We start from the raw sequence: 16,799 nt of genomic DNA, 5'->3' as shown, positions 1-16,799 counted from the left end.
TCTTGTCTTATAAGAAAGGATGAGAGAAGAAATCTCGAAGTTACTGACATTCGGAAATGAAAAAGAAAAAGTGCTTTTCTTTTTGCATTTCGCTCATTTATTCGTAACTCTGAGAGGAAATCTCGAAGTTACTGGCATTCGGAAATGAAAAAGAAAAAGTGCTTTTCTTTTTGCATTTCGCTCATTTATTCGTAACTTTGCGAAATCTATGAAGTACGTTCAAGCCATCGCAAAAATCATATTGCCACTCCTGTTGGGTGGTACCATTTTATATTGGATGTACCGCGGCTTTGATTTTCAAGGCATTAAGCAAGTGGTGCTCTACGAAATGAACTGGACCTGGATGCTGCTTTCCTTTCCTTTTGGCATATTGGCACAGGCTTTTCGCGGTTGGCGCTGGCGACAAACACTGGAGCCCATGGGCGAGAAAACGAGAAAGTCGGTTGTCGTCAACTCTGTCTTTATCAGCTATGCCGTGTCGTTGCTGATTCCACGTATTGGCGAGTTCACACGCTGTGGATTGCTGAAACGCTGGGAGGGTGTCTCGTTTGCAAAAGCGCTGGGCACGGTGGTCACCGAACGTGCCATCGACACGCTGCTGGTGATGCTTTATTCAGGACTGATTCTGCTTTTCGAGATGAGCGTCTTTGGCACGTTCTTCAAGAAGACGGGCACGTCGTTTGATCACATACTGACCAGTTTCTCGCTAACAGGATGGCTGGTGACGGCTATCTGCGGCATTGCCGTATTGCTGTTGCTACATCTGCTGCTGCGTCGCCTCTCTATATATAATAAGGTGAGAATGACACTGCATGGCATCTGGGAAGGTGTGTTATCGCTCAAGGACATCAAGAACCTTCCTTTGTATTTGTTCTTCTCCGTCGGCATCTGGGTGATGTACTTCTTGCATTTTTACCTGACATTCTTTTGTTTCGACTTCACCAAAGCATTAGGCATCGGTTGTGCACTGGTATGTTTCGTGGTGGGCAACTTTGCCGTCATCGTACCTACGCCCAACGGAGCTGGTCCTTGGCACTTTGCCGTAAAGACCATGCTGATTCTCTATGGTGTATCCGACGAACAAGCCCTCTACTTTGTACTGATTGTGCACACCGTCCAGACCCTACTCGTTGTCCTTCTTGGCATATGGGCTTCAATTAGACTCTCGTTTGTATCGAGAAACGGGAATGGGTCTCTAGAAAGGGACGAGGTACGAGGTGCGAGGTACGAGGTACGAGAATAGTTTTACTTACAATGATTTAAGCGTAATATGAATGATTTTTATTATCGCAATGTCGATGCATACAAACTGGCCAAGGAACTAACCAAACTAACATATAGTTTATTATTTCAGTTTCCAGAATACGAAAGATATGCCCTTTGCGATCAAATAAGAAGAGCTGCCATTTCTATTCCTTCAAACATAGCAGAAGGACTTGGACGTTTTGCAATAAGAGAGAGAATACATTTCTTGGACATTGCCTACGGATCCCTCACTGAATTAGTCTGTCAAATGGAGATAGCACACGATAATAATTATATATCCGATTCAGATTTTAACAAGATTGACACACTTGCATCAAGAGTATCAATGACAATCTGGGGATTAAAGAAATCGCTAACAGAGAAATTAAAAGTACAAGACAACATTAATAACCAAGAGTAAGAGTTACAACGGGAAAAGGTATTCTCGTACCTCGCACCTCGTACCTCGCACCTCGAATAAAAAATCAAAACACTATGAATGAAATTCAGAACCTGAATCCCACGTGCATCTGGAAGAACTTCTATGCACTCACACAAGTACCACGTCCAAGCGGACACCTGGAAAAAATCCAGCAGTTCTTGCTTGACTTCGGAAAACAGGCCGGTGTGGAAACCTTCAAGGATCCCGCCGGAAACATTGTTTTCCGCAAGCCTGCCACAGCTGGTTACGAGAAGAAGAAAGGCATCATCCTGCAGGCCCACATGGACATGGTGCCACAGAAGACGCCCGAATCTACCCACAACTTCGAGACCGACCCCATCCAGCCCTGGATTGACGGTGAATGGGTGAAGGCAAAAGGCACCACACTGGGTGCCGACAATGGTCTTGGCGTGGCTGCCATCATGGCCATTATGGAAGACAAGACCCTGAAACATGGTCCTATCGACGCCCTGGTGACTGCCGACGAAGAGACGGGCATGTATGGCGCTAACGACCTGCCCGAGGGCGAATTACAGGGCGACATCCTGCTGAACCTCGACTCTGAGCACTGGGGTAAGTTCGTGATTGGATCGGCTGGCGGTATTGACATTACTGCCACCCTCGACTATAAAGAGGTGGAGACCGACCCTGAGGATGCCGCCGTACGCCTGACGGTGAAGAACCTGCGCGGCGGACACTCTGGCCTGGAGATTCACGAAGGCAGGGGCAATGCCAACAAACTGATGGTGCAGATGGTGCGCGAGGCTGTCGAAGCGTTGGATGCACGTCTGGCTTGCTGGCAGGGTGGCAACATGCGCAATGCCATTCCATTCAAGGCTGAGACCATCCTCACACTGCCAAAAGAGAACCTTGAAGCCATTAAAGACCTGGCTAACGACTGGAAAGAGACCTTCAATGACGAGTTTAAGCTCATCGAACCACAGGGTATCGAGGTGCTGGTAGAAGAGGTTGAGACACCAAAGACCGAGATTCCCGTTGAAATACAAGACAATCTCATCGATGCCATCTATGCTTGTCATGACGGTGTGATTCGTTTTATCCCCGCCTACCCCAACGTGGTGGAGACATCGAGCAACCTGGCTATCATCAACATCGGTGGCGGGCATGCCGACATCAAGATTCTGGCACGCAGCAGTCGAGAGGATATGAAAGACTATGTGGTGAAGACACTGGAGAGCTGTTTCTCGATGGCAGGCATGAAGGTCGAGACTGCCGGCTCTTACGGAGGCTGGGACCCCAACCCCGATTCAGAGATTCTGCACCTGTTGCTGAAGGAATACAAGGAATTGTTTGGTGCCGACGGCATCATTCAGGTTGACCACGCCGGCCTTGAGTGCTCTGTCATCCTGGGCAAGTACCCCTGGCTGGATGTTGTCAGCCTTGGCCCCACGATGAAGTCGCCTCACACCACAACCGAGCGTGCGCTGATTGAGACCGTTGAACCATTCTGGAAACTCCTGAAGAAAACCCTTGAGGACGTACCCGAGAAATAAATTGCACCAATGAAGAAGCTGCTATTTTCACTCCTACTGTCTGTGCCTGCACTACTGTCGGCACAGACAGTCTCTTTATCAAAGGAGCGGATGGACACGCTCCTCATGGACAAGATGTTTGACACATCGATGGTGGGACTGATGGTTTGGGACTTGACGGCCGACTCCTTGCTTTACCACTTCAACGAACGACAGCTGATGCGCCCCGCCTCGACCATGAAACTGCTGACGGCCATTGCGGCCTGCGACCAGTTGGGCACCAACTATCAGTTCACCACGCGCTTTCTATACACAGGCAAGATTGAGGACCACAGACTGAAAGGTGACATCTACTGCGTGGGAGGCATGGACCCCCTGTTCAGCGATGAAGACATTGAGGCTGTCGTCAAAGCCCTAAGAGAGCTGGGGGTTGACACCTTCGAAGGTAACATCTTTGCCGACCTCTCGGCCAAAGACGACCTAAAATGGGGCGAAGGCTGGTGCTGGGACGACGACAACCCATCGCTCTCACCACTATTGGTGGAACGCTACGAGGCATTCACCGATCACCTTGTCGAGGCGTTGCTCGACGATGGTGTTGCGTTTGTCAACGTGGGTGTGGGCCACTGGTCGTGCCCCGAAGATGCCATTCCTTTCTGCACACGCACACATTCCATCAATGCCGTGATGAAGAAAATGATGAAAGACAGCGACAACCTCTACGCAGAATCGATGTTCTACCAGTTGGCAATGGCCGACGGCAATCGTCCTGCCAATGCCGATGAAGCCAAGGACTGCCAGCGCAGGGTGATGAAGAAAGCGGGGCTGAACCCCGACAACTACCGTTTGGCAGACGGCAGCGGCCTGTCACTCTACAACTATCTGTCGGCTGAAGCTGAAGTGAAGTTGCTGCGCTACGTGTGGAACAACAAGCCGCTGTATGACCAGCTGCTGCCCTCGCTGCCCATCGCCGGCATAGACGGCACACTGAAGAGCCGCATGAAAGAGACGCCTGCAGAGGGCAATGTGATGGCAAAGACGGGCACTGTCACGGGGGTCTCGTCACTTGCGGGCTACTGCACGGCCCCCAATGGCAACCGCCTTTGTTTCGCCATCATCAATCAGGGCATCATGCGCGCTGTCACTGGCCGCAACTTCCAAGACCGTGTGTGCATACTGCTAACCAGCGGTGAGTTGCCCCAAGCGAAGGTTCAGCCCAAGCCTGCAGCCAAGAAAAAGACCAAACGCAAAAGGTAGATGACTGCTTTCAAAATACGAAAGAGGGGCATTCGCTTTAGGAAGTGAATGCCCCTCTTTTGAAATATCTAAAGTATCAACTTTCTTAGAAGTTCACACCGACATTGATAAAGAAGTTACCTGTGTGAGCACCGGCATCTAAATCATTATCCTTGGCAATATCCATCACGCCAAACTGATAACCGAGCTCAGCATAGAGCTTGTTGTACTCAGCACCGCAACCCAGCTTGAAGCCCATATCAGGATGCTTCACTATGTTGTATGAGCTGTGTTTACCATCAATACCCGCAAACTTATACTTACCACCAATACCATAAGAGAAGTAAGGACCGATATAAGGCAGGATAGCGATATCGTCGGTAGCCTGAATGCCATACTTAATCAGTACGGGAATCTCGAGGTAGTTCAAGTTGAAGTCCTTGGCACCACGTGCAGAGTAGTACAGACCACTCTCAACAAAGATTGGTGTAGTGTCGCTGACACGAAGACCAATAACTCCACCCAGGGTCATGCCTGCCTTCGAATCCACATCTACGAGGTCACCAGTAATGGTAGAAAAGTTCACACCCATGCGGATGCCATAATAGACTGTGCTCTCGTTCAAAGAGAAACCACCACTACCCATCTGAGCGAACGAAGGCGCTGCAAAGAGTACTGCTACAATAGCTGCAAAAATCTTTTTCATACTATGTTTTATTAGTTAATATTTAATGTTATTAGCTGCAAAGTAACACATTTTTTTTATCATACGCAAGCGTTTCTTGCAAAAAGTGTCTTTATTTCAACAACGTAAGAGTGAAAAGATAGACCACAGCTGCAGGAATGGCAAGAAGCGAAGAGTCAAAACGATCCAACATTCCGCCATGACCTGGCAGCACATTGCCGCTATCCTTGATGCCAAGTGTACGCTTGAGAAGGCTCTCTACCAAGTCGCCCCATGTGCCGAAGACTGCCACCGTGACACCCAGCCCAGTCCAGTGCAGCGCACTCATCTTGGACTCACCCGGGAAGTAGAGTTCCAGCAGATACCATATCAGCACCGCAATGCCTACCACCAGGATGCCACCGCCAATACTTCCCTCCCAGCTTTTGCCCGGAGAGACACGTGGGAACAGTTTGTGGCGCCCCAGCAGCGAACCGCAGAGATAAGCCCCCGTGTCGTTCATCCACAGGAATACGAACACGCTGAGTGGCAAGACAAACGAATAGGCCCCGGCCTGCGGGAATGCCAGCACGTTGATCATCGAGAAAGGCAACGCAATATACATCTGTGGCAACATGGTGTAAGCCCAGTTGTTGATGGGGTCTTTGGCCTTCAGATAGAGCTCTGCCACCATCAGATAGATGATGGTGATGAGATAAGGGATGAAGACCGTGTCGCTATCTACCCTGCCACTGCAATGGCCTGCCATGGCCAAGAACAGATAGACGCCAGCCACCGTAGAGATGAAACGATTCACCTGCACACCCTCGCGCTCGTTCACCAATCCACAGAACTCCCAGATGGTCATGCCTGTTACCAGTGCAAACAGGAACACCATGGCCAGCGGGTTCGAAAAGCTAATCACGATGGCGGCAACAAAGATGACGCCTGTGATTGTTCTAACAATAAAGTTCTTCATAGTCTTTTATGTTTAAGAGTTCTCAGAATCCTCCGAGGTCTCTGAGTCCTCTGCGTTCTGCTTTGCTTCAAGCTGCTTGGTACGCTCGGCAGCCATCTTCTCGGCTTCCTCGCGCATCTGTGCCTCCAGAAGTTCGTCAGCACGCGAAGTCCAGGGGCGTTTGCCAAAGATCTTCTCCACATCCTCGGCAAAGATAACTTCGCGCTCTACCAGGAGTTGTGCCAGTCGGGCATGTCCTTCGGCATGTTCCGTCAGAATCTGCTTGGCGCGCTCATACTGTTCGTTGACCATCTTCAGCACCTCGTCGTCCATAATCTTAGCGGTTGTCTCGCTGTAGGGGCGCTGGAACTGGTATTCTGCGTTATTATAGTAACAGAGATTGGGCAACTTTTCGCTCATTCCGGCATAGGCCACCATGCCATAGGCCTGTTTGGTGGTGCGCTCCAGGTCGTTCATGGCGCCCGTAGAGATATGTCCCACGAAGAGTTCTTCGGCAGCACGCCCGCCCAACAGCGAGCACATTTCGTCGAGCATGGCCTCTTTGGTCTGCAGCACGCGCTCCTCGGGCAGATACCATGCAGCGCCCAGCGCTTGTCCACGGGGTACGATGCTCACCTTTACAAGTGGGTTTGCAAATTCGGTAAACCAGGAAATCGTAGCATGACCAGCCTCATGGATAGCAATAGAGCGTTTCTCTGCTTCCGTCATCACCTTGGTCTTCTTCTCCAGTCCGCCAATGATGCGATCCACAGCATCCAAGAAGTCCTGCTTTCCTACGCTTGGACTATTATGGCGAGCGGCTATCAGGGCTGCCTCATTACATACGTTGGCAATATCAGCACCAGAGAATCCCGGTGTCTGACGGGCCAGGAAATCAACGTCAACCGTCTTGTCGAGCTTCAGTGGTCTCAGGTGAACCATGAAGATTTCCTTTCGTTCGCTGAGGTCGGGCAGATCTACATGTATCTGACGGTCAAAGCGACCGGCACGCAACAAGGCCGAGTCGAGCATATCCACACGGTTGGTGGCTGCCAAGATGATCACACCACTGTTGGTGCCAAAGCCGTCCATCTCGGTGAGCAGGGCGTTCAACGTGTTCTCACGTTCATCGTTACCACCCATCGCAGGGTTCTTGCTGCGGGCACGTCCCACGGCGTCAATCTCGTCGATGAAGATGATGCAAGGCGACTTTGCCTTTGCCTGCTGGAACAGGTCGCGCACACGACTGGCACCTACGCCTACGAACATCTCCACGAAGTCGCTACCCGACATTGAGAAGAATGGCACGCCAGCTTCGCCGGCAACGGCTTTTGCCAGCAAGGTCTTACCTGTTCCTGGAGGTCCCACAAGGAGTGCGCCCTTAGGAATCTTACCTCCAAGGTCGGTATATTTCTGAGGATTCTTCAGGAATTCCACGATTTCCTGTATCTCTTGTTTGGCACCAGCCTGACCGGCCACGTCCTTAAACGTGATGCCCAGCTCGCCGCCCTTCTCATACATCTTGGCTTTCGACTTGCCGACCGAGAAGATGCCGCCACCCATAGCGCCACCGCCACCGCGGTTCATGAAACGGATGAAGAGCAACCAGACACCGATAAACAACATGATGGGAAGCAACATGCTGATGAGACTGCCAAGGATGCCGCCATCGCTGTCGCGCTCATAGCTCAAGCGACCAGTAAACGACTGATGAGCACGGGCGCTGTCCACAAACTGCTCCAATCGGTCTATGCTTCCAAACTCAACAGACAGGTATGGGTCTGTGCCCACCTGATCGGCCGTCTTGTTCAGGACGGAACGAATACTGTCGGGCTTCACATACATCCTCAGTGTGTTGTGGCTCTTGTTCACTACAATACGCGAGGCATTGCCCTTGTTTACCAATGTCTTGAACTCAGAGTATGATACTTCGCTAATTCCGCTCTGTCGTTGAGCCAAGCCCTGCTCGCCAGAGAAATAAAAGAAGAGCAATGCCGCTATTGCCAACAGGTAAATCCAGTTCATGTTGAACTTGGGCATTCTCGGCTGATTATTGTTATTCTGTTCCATATAATATTAATCCAAATCAGGTATTGCTGTCAGAGGGGCGTCTGCCCACAGATGCTCCAAATCATAGTAGGCACGCACATCGGGCAAGAACACATGCACCAACACGTCTGTATAGTCCATGGCCACCCACTGAGCATTCTCAAGGCCCACCACATGAGCAGGTTTCTCGCCCAGTTGCTTGCGCGCCATGTCGCCTACCGACTCGGCTATCGCCTCTACCTGCGCAGGCGAGTTACCCTGACAAATAATAAAGTTCTTGCAAATTGTGCCGTCAATGCCGCTCAAGTCGGCAATTACGATTCCACTACCTTTTTTTTCTTGTATTCCTTCAACAATAGTCTGTACCAGTTTTGATGTTTGTTCCATTTATAATTTATAATAATGTATAATTACCATGCAAAGGTAGTGCTTTTATCCGTAAAACGCATATAAAAACATTATTTTTGATGTTTTTTATAAAAAAGTGACGAAAAGTTTTGGTGGTTCACAAAAAAGTAGTACCTTTGCACCCGCAAAACAGAACAAGAGAGTTCTACAGAAAACAACATTTTGGGGTATGGTGTAATGGTAACACTGCAGATTCTGGTCCTGCCTTTCCTGGTTCGAGTCCGGGTACCCCAACCATAAAAATCCGCTAAGTCAATAACATTTAAGGCTTAGCGGATTTCTTTTTTTCTCAAAATTGGTGTATTCTTGATCGGGATAGGAACGGTTTCGCACTGTCATAGTTCTACTTTCGTCTTGTTATAGTTTCGATTTTGCATTGTAATAGCTTTACTTTTGATGTCCGTCCAGCCCCTAGATGTGGCGCATCCAGCCCTTGGAACGCGTCGTTTTAGCCCCTGGATGCGGTCGTTCTAAGGGCTGGATGTAGAGCATCCAGGGGCTAGAGCAGAAATGATAGCTGCGGTCTTAGACTTTAGAAACGCCTCTTTTAGACTTTAGAATACGTGCTTTTAGACTTAAAAAACGGCCCTCTTCGGTGATCATGGGGACAGGTTGTTTGAAGTGAATTCAACGAATTCATTCAAAAACCTGTCCCCATGATCAAAGGAGGTGACGTGCTATAGGCAATAAATATAACTATTTATCGTTATTAAAGAAAAGACTATGTCACGGAAAGGTAGAGAAAAGAGCGGAACTGGAATATACCATGTAATGCTAAGGGGCATCAATCGTCAAGATATCTTTGAAGATGCCGAGGATTACATGTCATTCACTAAGATTCTGGCTGCTGTCCAAGACAGGCTGGAAGACGACCTTATAACGAAGACTACGACTTGCCATATCTATGCCTACTGCTTAATGCCCAACCATGTACATCTTCTGCTTTGTGAGAAGAACTGGCAAGTGGGTGATGTCATGAAGTCAATAGCTTCAAGCTACGTGTTTTACTACAACAAGAAATACGGTCGGATAGGCCATCTGTTTCAAGATCGCTTCAGAAGCGAGCCGTGTAATACACCCGAGTATTTCTTTACGCTTTTCCAATACATCCATCAGAATCCCGTCAAGGCAGGACTGGTCAAATTGGCCCAGGACTATCCATATAGTAGTTGGCCGAACGATTACCTCAGTTTGGGACAAGAGAGGGTGTGTTTCACCCGGGCGGCAGTGAAACGCTTCGGGCTAGATGAACTTGCCGCATGGGTAGATGATCCGCTGCCAGAGAATGTAGGATGTATCGATATGGATGAAAGGAAGGTGGTGGCAGATGAACTTGTACGCGATTTACTCCTTCAGAAAAGTGGTACGAGGAACATCGCAGAGTTCAGATTACTCGACAAAGAACGGCAAAAAGAATATGTACGCGAAGTCATGCTTGAACTCGAGGCCGGGCCCAGACAGATGTCACGCGTCTCCGGATTATCCTACGGAATTATTCAGCATATCAAATCAGGAATCAGGTGATCAGGGATCATGGGGACAGGTTGTTTGAAGTGAATTCAACGAATTCATTCAAAAACCTGTCCCCATGATCACGATGTCCCCATGATCACGTGGTTCACTTTGTCTGTCTGGCTTGTGCCTTTGGCTCACGTCTGGTGTCCCAGAAAGCGGCAATGTAGAGGGCATCGCCTTTGACATAATAGACAATTTTGTTGAGCCGACGTACTATGATGCTGCGGTAGGTTTGTTTACGATGGGCGAAAAGAGGGTCTATCTTGCCCATCGTGGGCATATCGGCCAAGGCATGCGTAGCCTGTTCAACCTCGTCCATGAATTCTTGACGGATGCGCTCGCCAAAATCCCGCAGGACGTATTCCTCTACTTGATGCAACTGGGCGGCGGCTCGCTTGTGCCAGTGAATCTTCATACGGTTACTTTTTCCTTGTGGTGGAACACTTCGTCGTTAGTCAGGTATTCACCGGCCTCAAAGGCGGCTTCTGCCTCGTCAAGCATTTCGTCAATCTCCTGCATCGTGTAGGGGCGCAACTGCTCGTTTTCTTCTTTCTTTGCATACTCTATGAGATGTTCCCCCACCCAGCGCATATTTTTCGGCGAGAGTGTGCCATAGAGATAGTCAAGAAGACTTGTTAGTGCCGCTGTACTCATAACATTTCCTTTATGTTAATTGGTTTCGATGGTGCAAAGATATACTTTTTTCCCGACATTCTTACGTTTTCTGTGGATTTTTTAATGCGGCGGAGCGTGAGAGGATGAAAAAGAAAAGGAGGGCAGTCGCCCGCTCGCCGTAGCTTTCGGGGCCGCCCTCCTCTGTGATTTCTACTGCCGCTGTCGCGGCTAAAACAGATAAATTGGTAAATCGACAAATAGGTTAAAAAGCGAGGCAGGCACGAACTCGGAATGCGTTGCTCTCGTTGGGGGCGTTGAATTCAGCATTGCCGCCGCCATAAATGTACACGCCCCAGGCGTGGGAGCCGGGATTGCTCTCCGTAGACGACCAGTAGTAGCATTCAGCCTGCAAGGCATCACCCTGAGCCGTAGTGAGCTTAGATGCCAACCCACTGTAGCTCTTCTTCATACCTTCTGTCGGAGCACTGTATGATTCGCTTGATCCACAGCCGATGAATATATACTGCCAATCTTTCTCGGACGGCAAGCGCCATGTGCTACCTGTAACGGCTGCCTTGCCGCTGCAAACTGTACCTGCCGTCCCATAATTTTTCAAGCCACTCTCGTCGGCCAGTGCGATAGCCAGACCGTGGGCGCAGTCGCTTGCTGTGCCAACGTAGGCAATCATGGCCACGGCATTTCCTATAGCCACAGCCTCGGCAGCATCCTTCGTGTCGTAGATTTTGCCGTCGGCACCGACTATCTTGCCTAAGTCCTCGGCAGTGGCCTCAGCAAGCGTACGGGCGCTGCTTTCCGTAGCCTGTCCTCCTGCGAGTGTCTCGCCGGTGGTCCAGTCCTGTACGGTGACGCTTGCCACTTCAATTCTGTTCTTACCCACTACGAGGTTGAAGGTGTAGCTGTTGCCTGCCTCCAGTTCGGGGATGCCCTTCACGAGGAGGGTGCTGCCTTCGCCGTCGCTCAGCTGGATGAAGCGGGCGCTGCTGTCACCATAGCCAGGCACTACGAGGGCGGTGAAGGTGGAGTTCTGACTCCAGCCCCACCCATCGTTGCTGCCCTGTGCGTATGGCTGGATTTCGGTGCTGCTGCCCGTGGGATTGCCGCCGGCAATGCCGCTGGCTTCGCTGTAGATGCGGACGTTGTCGACGGTCTTCTGGTCGTCACGGTACTGGCTGCCGAAGTCGCTGATGCGTACGATGACGCGGGCCATCTTGCGCTCCAACTGCATCTGGATGTCGCTGCCGCCCTCGGGACGGGAGATCACCTGCTGGCGCGTCATGTAGTCGGCAAGGGCGATTTTCTCCACGCTGCTCTGGTCAGTGGGCACGGTGAAGGTGGTCATCGACGTGCCGGTGGTCACGGGATAGTAGGCCGAGAAGGTGAGCATGGGCTGTGTCCAAAGGAGGAACTTGTTGGGCACGGTCTCTGTCCAAGTCTGGTTCTCAGTTGACGTGCACTGGAAGAGGACGGCCTCCTGGTCGTTGGTGCTGACGCTGATTTGGTCGCCTTGGTTGAACTGGCGCTGCGTGTCGTCGGTGGCAACGGCGTTGCTGCGGGTGGTGCCCTGGAGCGAGCCTACGGAGAAGTTGACGCTCACGGCATTGTCGGGACGGGCGACGGTGAAGTCGTCGTCGCTCTGGCAGCTGGCAAAGGCGCCCATGAGGGCGAGGGCTGCCAAGGAAAGATATTTTGTTGTTTTCATATTGTTAATTTTCAATTTGACAATTCTTCATTCTTCATTCTTCATTCTTCATTCCGTTCCGAGGTTGTCGCCGGGTTGGTCTTCCCATGAGCGGACGCTGAAGGCGCGGGCATTGAGGGTCACGGTGTCATGGCCTACGGTGAGGGGCAGCGTGTAGTGCTTGCCCTGCTCCAGGGTGATGGCCTCGGTGTTGGTCCATGAGAACGAGCGCGTGCCAATCTTGAACGAGACGGTCAGGGCACCGGCGGCAATCTGCTGCGGTACTACGATGGCCTCGTAGGTAGCGTGGCTGTGCATGTCGGCATCGGTGGCAGCGGTAAAGGCGCACTGCGAAGCGAGGATGTCGGCAGCTGTAGCGTTGGTGACGGTCACAGTGCCGTAGTTCTCGTTGGCAGTCTGCATAGCATTGAACTGGTAGCCGGCATTGGTGCCCTTGATGGTGAACTCGGTGATGTCCGAGGCGCTGTTCAGCTTCGGGTCAACCTTGTAGAACTCGTTGGCCAGGTCGAGCGTCACGTCGAGCTTGGTCAGGGCGTGGTAGAAGTTGATGACCAGCTTGCCGTTCTGCATCAGCGTCTCCTCGATAGAGGGGTTGGCGATGGTCTTAGTCGGCATGGTCAGCAGGTCCTGCTGCTTCAGCTTGGCCTCGGTGCTCTGGTCGGCAGCCACGGTGAGGTTGGCACCGACGATGAAGTCATAGTCGCTGAATGTCTTGCCCTGCTTGTAGGCGGCAGTCACGGTGATGCTCTGCTGGTCGTTCTGCCAGAGCATACGGTTTATGGGTGTCCACTCAGTGCCGTCAAACTGTACGGTATTGAAGTAGCTGTAGGTGGCTGATGTGGGGTTGACAATCTTCACCTGGAACTGCTGACCGTTCTGGTTCACGTCGCTGCCGGTGATGCTGGCGCGGGTGGTGGCGATAGTGGGGTCAACGAGGTTGGTGGTGAAACGCATCACGCCGTCCTCGGGGAACTGCGACTTCTGCTGTACGGTCTCGATAGCGTCGTCGCTGGAGCATGCCGTCAGCGCCATGGCTGCTGCGGCTGCGAAGAAAATGTTTTTGAAGTTCATAAATCTTTAAGTTTAATGTTTATTTATATGATTTTATTCTTGGTTTCCAGACGGCTAAACCGTCGGGCACGGGGGCTTACTGCAGGGCCTGTCCGCCGCTGAGGGTGGTGCCTTCGGTCCAGTCGTTGATGCTCACCTCGCCCATCTCAATCTTGTTGCGGCCCACGATGAGGTTGACGATGGTATATTTGCCTGCCTCCAGAGGGATGTCCTCTGTGTGGGTATAGGTGTAGGCCTGGTCACCGATGGTAAGCGTGATGGTGCGGAAGCCCGTCTGCGGAATCATCAGGCCGCTGAAACTGCGGGCATAGCCCTCGGCAGCATCCTTGGCGACAAGGGCTACGGCAGCCTGAGTGCCGGCAGTGACGGTCTTGGCCAGATAGTCGATGGTGCAGCTCTTGGCAGCCGTGGCCTCGCAGGAAGTCACCTCGGGGGCAGCGTCCCACTGGTTGCGGAAGTTCATGTTGACGTAGAGCTTCGCCATGGCGTGGTCGAAGGTCAGCGAGACGGGGTTCTGCGTGGCAGTGAGTCCGCTTGTCTGGCGTGCCACGAGCAGGTCGCTCTTCTCATAGTCGGTGTTATCCACCGTGTAGGGGTCGGCAGTGAAGTCAGTGACCGTACGTGCCGGATAGATACCGAGGAAATAGTGGGGTGTCACCATGTCGACCCAGAGCATAGGCGTGGCAGGTGTCCACTTGCCGTCGGCCCCAAGGGTATTTACTATGCCATCTACCACCTTGTCGGCAGCAACAGCCGTGGCCGAGCCCGTCCAAGCGTAGATGCTGACACCATCGCCGGCGTCGAACACCGTGGTGTTGCCCGTCGTGGTGGCGCGGGTCATGTCGCCGATGCTCGCCTCGATGGTGATGTTCTTGGCGGCTTGCTGCTCGGCAGAAGTCGCATCATCGCTGCTGCACGCTGCGGTCAATAGGCCGAGGGCAGCCAGGGGGATGAATCTGAGTTTTTTCATCTTGTTGTTGTTTTTATTGTGATACATTGTTTATTATTTATTGGTGGGGTTCAGAATTTCACCGCTGATGGTCCAGCCCTCTGTCCAGTCGTTGATGGTCATGGCCTCGAAGCGCATGTAGGGGCGCAGCTTCGTGTAGTCGAGCTCCACGACGTATGCCTTGCCGCACTCCATGCGGGGACAGTCGGCTGTAGATACGAGCACGTTGCCATCGGCCCCAGTGGTGGTGATGCGCAGCAGGGAGCGCGACTCGCCGGCGGCGGTAGGCATCAGGCGCACCTCCATCCCGACGGCGGAACCATCTGCCACGGTGGCGAGGGTGCCGAAGTCTGCCGCTGTCTGGTTGGCCATGGGCATGCCATAGCGACCGGCGGCATCCTTATCGGTGAGCATGACGCGCTCGGCCACGCGCTCTACGGCCACGGCAACCTTCGTACCGGCAGGCACGCCCGTCACGTTGACGGTGAGCGTGGGCAGAAGGCGCTGAAGTTCGAAGTCGGCCACGGTGATCTCATCCTCGCGCACGGTGACGTGGGTCACGGCATACCATGACTGTCGGGGCGACAAGGCAGCATCCTTCAGCGAGACGCTGGTGGGCGTGAGAAGATTCTCTGCGGCAGAACCGCTGGACGTGAGGACATAGCCCGAGGGCTCGTCCATGTCGGCGGTGACGAGGATGTCGTATTCGCCGGCGGGCAACTGCTGCAGCCAGTCGGCACTCTCTTCAATCGAAGTGAACGAGCGGGAACGGCTCACGCCGCCATTGCCCTGCACCTGGAAAGAGATGGCATCGACGGAGCCAATGGCGGCGGCATCGGCATCGTCTTCCCACAAGAGCTGCGGGGTGACATAGCCCACGGGCTGGTCTTCGTACTCGTTGGGCTGGAACTCATGCGGGTCGTGATAGCAGGCGGTGAGGAGGAAGATCAATAACCCTCCCCCGACCCCTCCGAGGAGGGGAGTTCTAATAGCACTGATGATCTTATTCAAAAAAGATGTTTTCATACGCTCACTTATTTTTTATCGTTGATAATCAGTTCTACACGGCGGGCCTTGGAGGACTTGGAAGTCTTGCGGTCGATGCCCATGCCCTTGACCGGCTGCAGGCGAGCGCCGTCGATACCCCTTGCAACGAGCTGACGCTTCACACTGTTGGCGCGGCGCTGCGAGAGCTTGCGGTTGTACTGACTGTTGCCCATGTTGGAAGCATAGCCAATGATGGACAGGGTCATGTCGGGGTGGGACTTCATCAGCTCTGCGACGGCATCGAGCTTGGCCGTCTCGGCTTTAGAGAGGCAGCTGCTGTTGTGGGCGAAGTACACGACCCCCCATTCAGCCCCCGAGGGGGCTACGTCAGTTTTCTCATTCTCTGCAACCTCTTCGGTTGCGGGAGCGGGTTCTGCCACGGGCTGCGGCTTCTCTGCCACGGCAGTGGGGGCCTCTTCCGCTACTGGCTTCTCCTCAACCACTGGTTTCTCCTCAACCACCGGCTGCGGCTCCACTATAAAAGCCCCCTCGGGGGCAGTATGGGGGGTCCCGAAGTGGAATGCCACCTTCAGGCCGCCCTCGTAGATGAGGTTGCTCTTATGGCAGTACTTGGGGATGTTGTCGAAGCGGTCGCCCGTCAGGCAGGTGATGCCGCCGTAGAGCTGCAGGCCTAAGCACTTGCTCACACGGTAGCCCAAGGCGGCCTGACCGCCCAAGCCGAGGTGCCACTGGCGGTCGAACTCATGCTCATAGGCCGTAGCGAGATGCTTGGTGCGTGTCGTCACGGCCGACACTTGCGGGGAAAGGGTGACGGACCACTTGCTGGTGGGCTGCGTCAGCAGCGACAGCACGTCGAAGTTGGCCTGCAGGCCGAAGCGCATCCACTGGGTCTTGGCTTCGAGGTCACGGTAGTAGTTGCCCTGCTTGCCCAGGACGGGGGCGAAGGTGAACTCGCCGTCGGTAGCGAGCCAGAACGGATCGCAGTCGAGCGACGTCTGCTTCTGACCGCCCATCGTGGCGAGGGCTTCCAAGGAAAACAGGCGGCTGAACTGATAGCCGCCAAAGACACCGGCCTGAACACCGACGTTGGTCGTGCTCTCGGTGATGCTGCGGAAGGTGGCCTGACCGAAGGAGGCACCGCCGTTGAGCCCGGCATACCAATGTCCGACGGCAGAATCGTCGGGCACACTTTGGGCTGAGGCTGGCTGCATTCCTGTGGTCATGAATGCCATGAGCAGCAGAATAATAAATGATCGTTTTTTCATCATAATATAAATTGGGTTAATTGTTGAAACAAAAAAACAGAAAGGCCTTCCTTGCATGATTACAGGGAAAGCCATATATTCACGCACGCAGGCGCGCAAATTAATAAAGGTGAGACAGCGGTTAAGTACCTGAGAGAGAGAGAGAGAGAGAGAGAGTAACA

General features: G+C 52.7%; 16 protein-coding genes and 1 tRNA gene. 6 read left to right on the top strand and 11 right to left on the bottom strand.

What is annotated here, in order from left to right; genetic code table 11:
- The first annotated feature begins 208 nt into the window (after positions 1–208).
- From L6472_RS04145 to dacB, 4 genes are all read left to right on the top strand, one after another.
- Positions 209–1,243: a lysylphosphatidylglycerol synthase transmembrane domain-containing protein gene (locus L6472_RS04145; protein ID WP_237807354.1), complete on the top strand. Its 1,035-nt coding sequence runs from the start codon at positions 209–211 to the stop codon at positions 1,241–1,243.
- A 27-nt stretch (positions 1,244–1,270) separates the two neighbouring features.
- Positions 1,271–1,666, top strand: coding sequence for a four helix bundle protein (locus L6472_RS04140; RefSeq protein WP_044110564.1), 396 nt, complete (start codon positions 1,271–1,273; stop codon positions 1,664–1,666).
- A 74-nt stretch (positions 1,667–1,740) separates the two neighbouring features.
- Positions 1,741–3,201: an aminoacyl-histidine dipeptidase gene (locus L6472_RS04135; protein ID WP_237807353.1), complete on the top strand. Its 1,461-nt coding sequence runs from the start codon at positions 1,741–1,743 to the stop codon at positions 3,199–3,201.
- 9 nt (positions 3,202–3,210) lie between these two features.
- Positions 3,211–4,437 (top strand): D-alanyl-D-alanine carboxypeptidase/D-alanyl-D-alanine-endopeptidase, encoded by a 1,227-nt coding sequence (dacB, locus tag L6472_RS04130; protein ID WP_237807352.1) that lies wholly within the window; start codon positions 3,211–3,213, stop codon positions 4,435–4,437.
- An 85-nt stretch (positions 4,438–4,522) separates the two neighbouring features.
- Here the strand turns inward: dacB and L6472_RS04125 are convergent, their stop codons facing one another.
- The 4 genes from L6472_RS04125 to rsfS all read right to left on the bottom strand — a co-directional run bounded on the left by L6472_RS04125 (position 4,523) and on the right by rsfS (position 8,474).
- Positions 4,523–5,122 (bottom strand): outer membrane beta-barrel protein, encoded by a 600-nt coding sequence (locus L6472_RS04125; RefSeq protein WP_237807350.1) that lies wholly within the window; start codon positions 5,120–5,122, stop codon positions 4,523–4,525.
- 91 nt (positions 5,123–5,213) lie between these two features.
- A complete protein-coding gene (locus tag L6472_RS04120; RefSeq protein WP_237807348.1) occupies positions 5,214–6,059 on the bottom strand; it encodes a phosphatidate cytidylyltransferase in 846 nt (281 codons plus the stop codon).
- A 12-nt stretch (positions 6,060–6,071) separates the two neighbouring features.
- Positions 6,072–8,108: an ATP-dependent zinc metalloprotease FtsH gene (gene ftsH, locus L6472_RS04115; RefSeq protein ID WP_237807347.1), complete on the bottom strand. Its 2,037-nt coding sequence runs from the start codon at positions 8,106–8,108 to the stop codon at positions 6,072–6,074.
- Between the two features lie 6 nt (positions 8,109–8,114).
- On the bottom strand, positions 8,115–8,474 hold the full coding sequence (gene rsfS / locus L6472_RS04110; RefSeq protein WP_237807346.1) for a ribosome silencing factor: 360 nt from the start codon (positions 8,472–8,474) through the stop codon (positions 8,115–8,117).
- Positions 8,475–8,658: 184 nt separating this feature from the next.
- Between rsfS and L6472_RS04105 the strand changes: the two genes are divergently transcribed.
- Both L6472_RS04105 and L6472_RS04100 read left to right on the top strand, forming a co-directional pair.
- Positions 8,659–8,732, top strand: a tRNA-Gln gene (locus L6472_RS04105).
- A gap of 486 nt (positions 8,733–9,218) precedes the next feature.
- The gene (locus L6472_RS04100; protein ID WP_237807345.1) at positions 9,219–10,019 is read left to right on the top strand and encodes a transposase; all 801 of its coding nucleotides are present in this window, start codon (positions 9,219–9,221) and stop codon (positions 10,017–10,019) included.
- Between the two features lie 94 nt (positions 10,020–10,113).
- Here L6472_RS04100 and L6472_RS04095 read toward each other — a convergent pair whose 3' ends face one another.
- From L6472_RS04095 to L6472_RS04065, 7 genes are all read right to left on the bottom strand, one after another.
- Positions 10,114–10,425, bottom strand: coding sequence for a type II toxin-antitoxin system RelE/ParE family toxin (locus L6472_RS04095; protein WP_237807344.1), 312 nt, complete (start codon positions 10,423–10,425; stop codon positions 10,114–10,116).
- Entirely contained in the window at positions 10,422–10,664 is a 243-nt protein-coding gene (locus L6472_RS04090; protein ID WP_237807343.1) for a hypothetical protein, read from the bottom strand. The genes L6472_RS04095 and L6472_RS04090 overlap by 4 nt, the downstream gene beginning before the upstream one ends.
- Positions 10,665–10,887: 223 nt before the next feature.
- Positions 10,888–12,345 (bottom strand): fimbrillin family protein, encoded by a 1,458-nt coding sequence (locus L6472_RS04085; RefSeq protein WP_237807342.1) that lies wholly within the window; start codon positions 12,343–12,345, stop codon positions 10,888–10,890.
- Positions 12,346–12,393: 48 nt separating this feature from the next.
- Positions 12,394–13,416: a fimbrillin family protein gene (locus L6472_RS04080; protein ID WP_237807340.1), complete on the bottom strand. Its 1,023-nt coding sequence runs from the start codon at positions 13,414–13,416 to the stop codon at positions 12,394–12,396.
- 76 nt (positions 13,417–13,492) lie between these two features.
- On the bottom strand, positions 13,493–14,386 hold the full coding sequence (locus L6472_RS04075) for a fimbrillin family protein (protein WP_237807339.1): 894 nt from the start codon (positions 14,384–14,386) through the stop codon (positions 13,493–13,495).
- A 33-nt stretch (positions 14,387–14,419) separates the two neighbouring features.
- Positions 14,420–15,142: a FimB/Mfa2 family fimbrial subunit gene (locus tag L6472_RS04070; RefSeq protein WP_237807338.1), complete on the bottom strand. Its 723-nt coding sequence runs from the start codon at positions 15,140–15,142 to the stop codon at positions 14,420–14,422.
- A 257-nt stretch (positions 15,143–15,399) separates the two neighbouring features.
- Positions 15,400–16,641, bottom strand: a complete 1,242-nt coding sequence (locus L6472_RS04065; protein ID WP_237807337.1) for an OmpA family protein — start codon at positions 16,639–16,641, stop codon at positions 15,400–15,402.
- Between the last annotated feature and the right edge of the window lie 158 nt (positions 16,642–16,799).

Origin of the sequence: Prevotella sp. E13-17 (assembly GCF_022024035.1) — a bacterium.
In the GTDB taxonomy this organism is placed as follows: Bacteria; Bacteroidota; Bacteroidia; order Bacteroidales; family Bacteroidaceae; genus Prevotella.
This window is presented reverse-complemented; position numbering and strand designations above follow the sequence as displayed.

Bases quoted from the DNA above. Each gene is read 5' to 3' on its own strand.
- L6472_RS04090 (WP_237807343.1), bottom strand. From the start codon at position 10,664: ATGAGTACAGCGGCACTAACAAGTCTTCTTGACTATCTCTATGGCACA.
- L6472_RS04095 (WP_237807344.1), bottom strand. From the start codon at position 10,425: ATGAAGATTCACTGGCACAAGCGAGCCGCCGCCCAGTTGCATCAAGTA.
- L6472_RS04135 (WP_237807353.1), top strand. From the start codon at position 1,741: ATGAATGAAATTCAGAACCTGAATCCCACGTGCATCTGGAAGAACTTC.
- L6472_RS04080 (WP_237807340.1), bottom strand. From the start codon at position 13,416: ATGAACTTCAAAAACATTTTCTTCGCAGCCGCAGCAGCCATGGCGCTG.
- L6472_RS04125 (WP_237807350.1), bottom strand. From the start codon at position 5,122: ATGAAAAAGATTTTTGCAGCTATTGTAGCAGTACTCTTTGCAGCGCCT.
- L6472_RS04120 (WP_237807348.1), bottom strand. From the start codon at position 6,059: ATGAAGAACTTTATTGTTAGAACAATCACAGGCGTCATCTTTGTTGCC.
- L6472_RS04065 (WP_237807337.1), bottom strand. From the start codon at position 16,641: ATGATGAAAAAACGATCATTTATTATTCTGCTGCTCATGGCATTCATG.
- dacB (WP_237807352.1), top strand. From the start codon at position 3,211: ATGAAGAAGCTGCTATTTTCACTCCTACTGTCTGTGCCTGCACTACTG.
- L6472_RS04140 (WP_044110564.1), top strand. From the start codon at position 1,271: ATGAATGATTTTTATTATCGCAATGTCGATGCATACAAACTGGCCAAG.
- L6472_RS04100 (WP_237807345.1), top strand. From the start codon at position 9,219: ATGTCACGGAAAGGTAGAGAAAAGAGCGGAACTGGAATATACCATGTA.
- ftsH (WP_237807347.1), bottom strand. From the start codon at position 8,108: ATGGAACAGAATAACAATAATCAGCCGAGAATGCCCAAGTTCAACATG.
- L6472_RS04085 (WP_237807342.1), bottom strand. From the start codon at position 12,345: ATGAAAACAACAAAATATCTTTCCTTGGCAGCCCTCGCCCTCATGGGC.
- L6472_RS04145 (WP_237807354.1), top strand. From the start codon at position 209: ATGAAGTACGTTCAAGCCATCGCAAAAATCATATTGCCACTCCTGTTG.
- rsfS (WP_237807346.1), bottom strand. From the start codon at position 8,474: ATGGAACAAACATCAAAACTGGTACAGACTATTGTTGAAGGAATACAA.
- L6472_RS04075 (WP_237807339.1), bottom strand. From the start codon at position 14,386: ATGAAAAAACTCAGATTCATCCCCCTGGCTGCCCTCGGCCTATTGACC.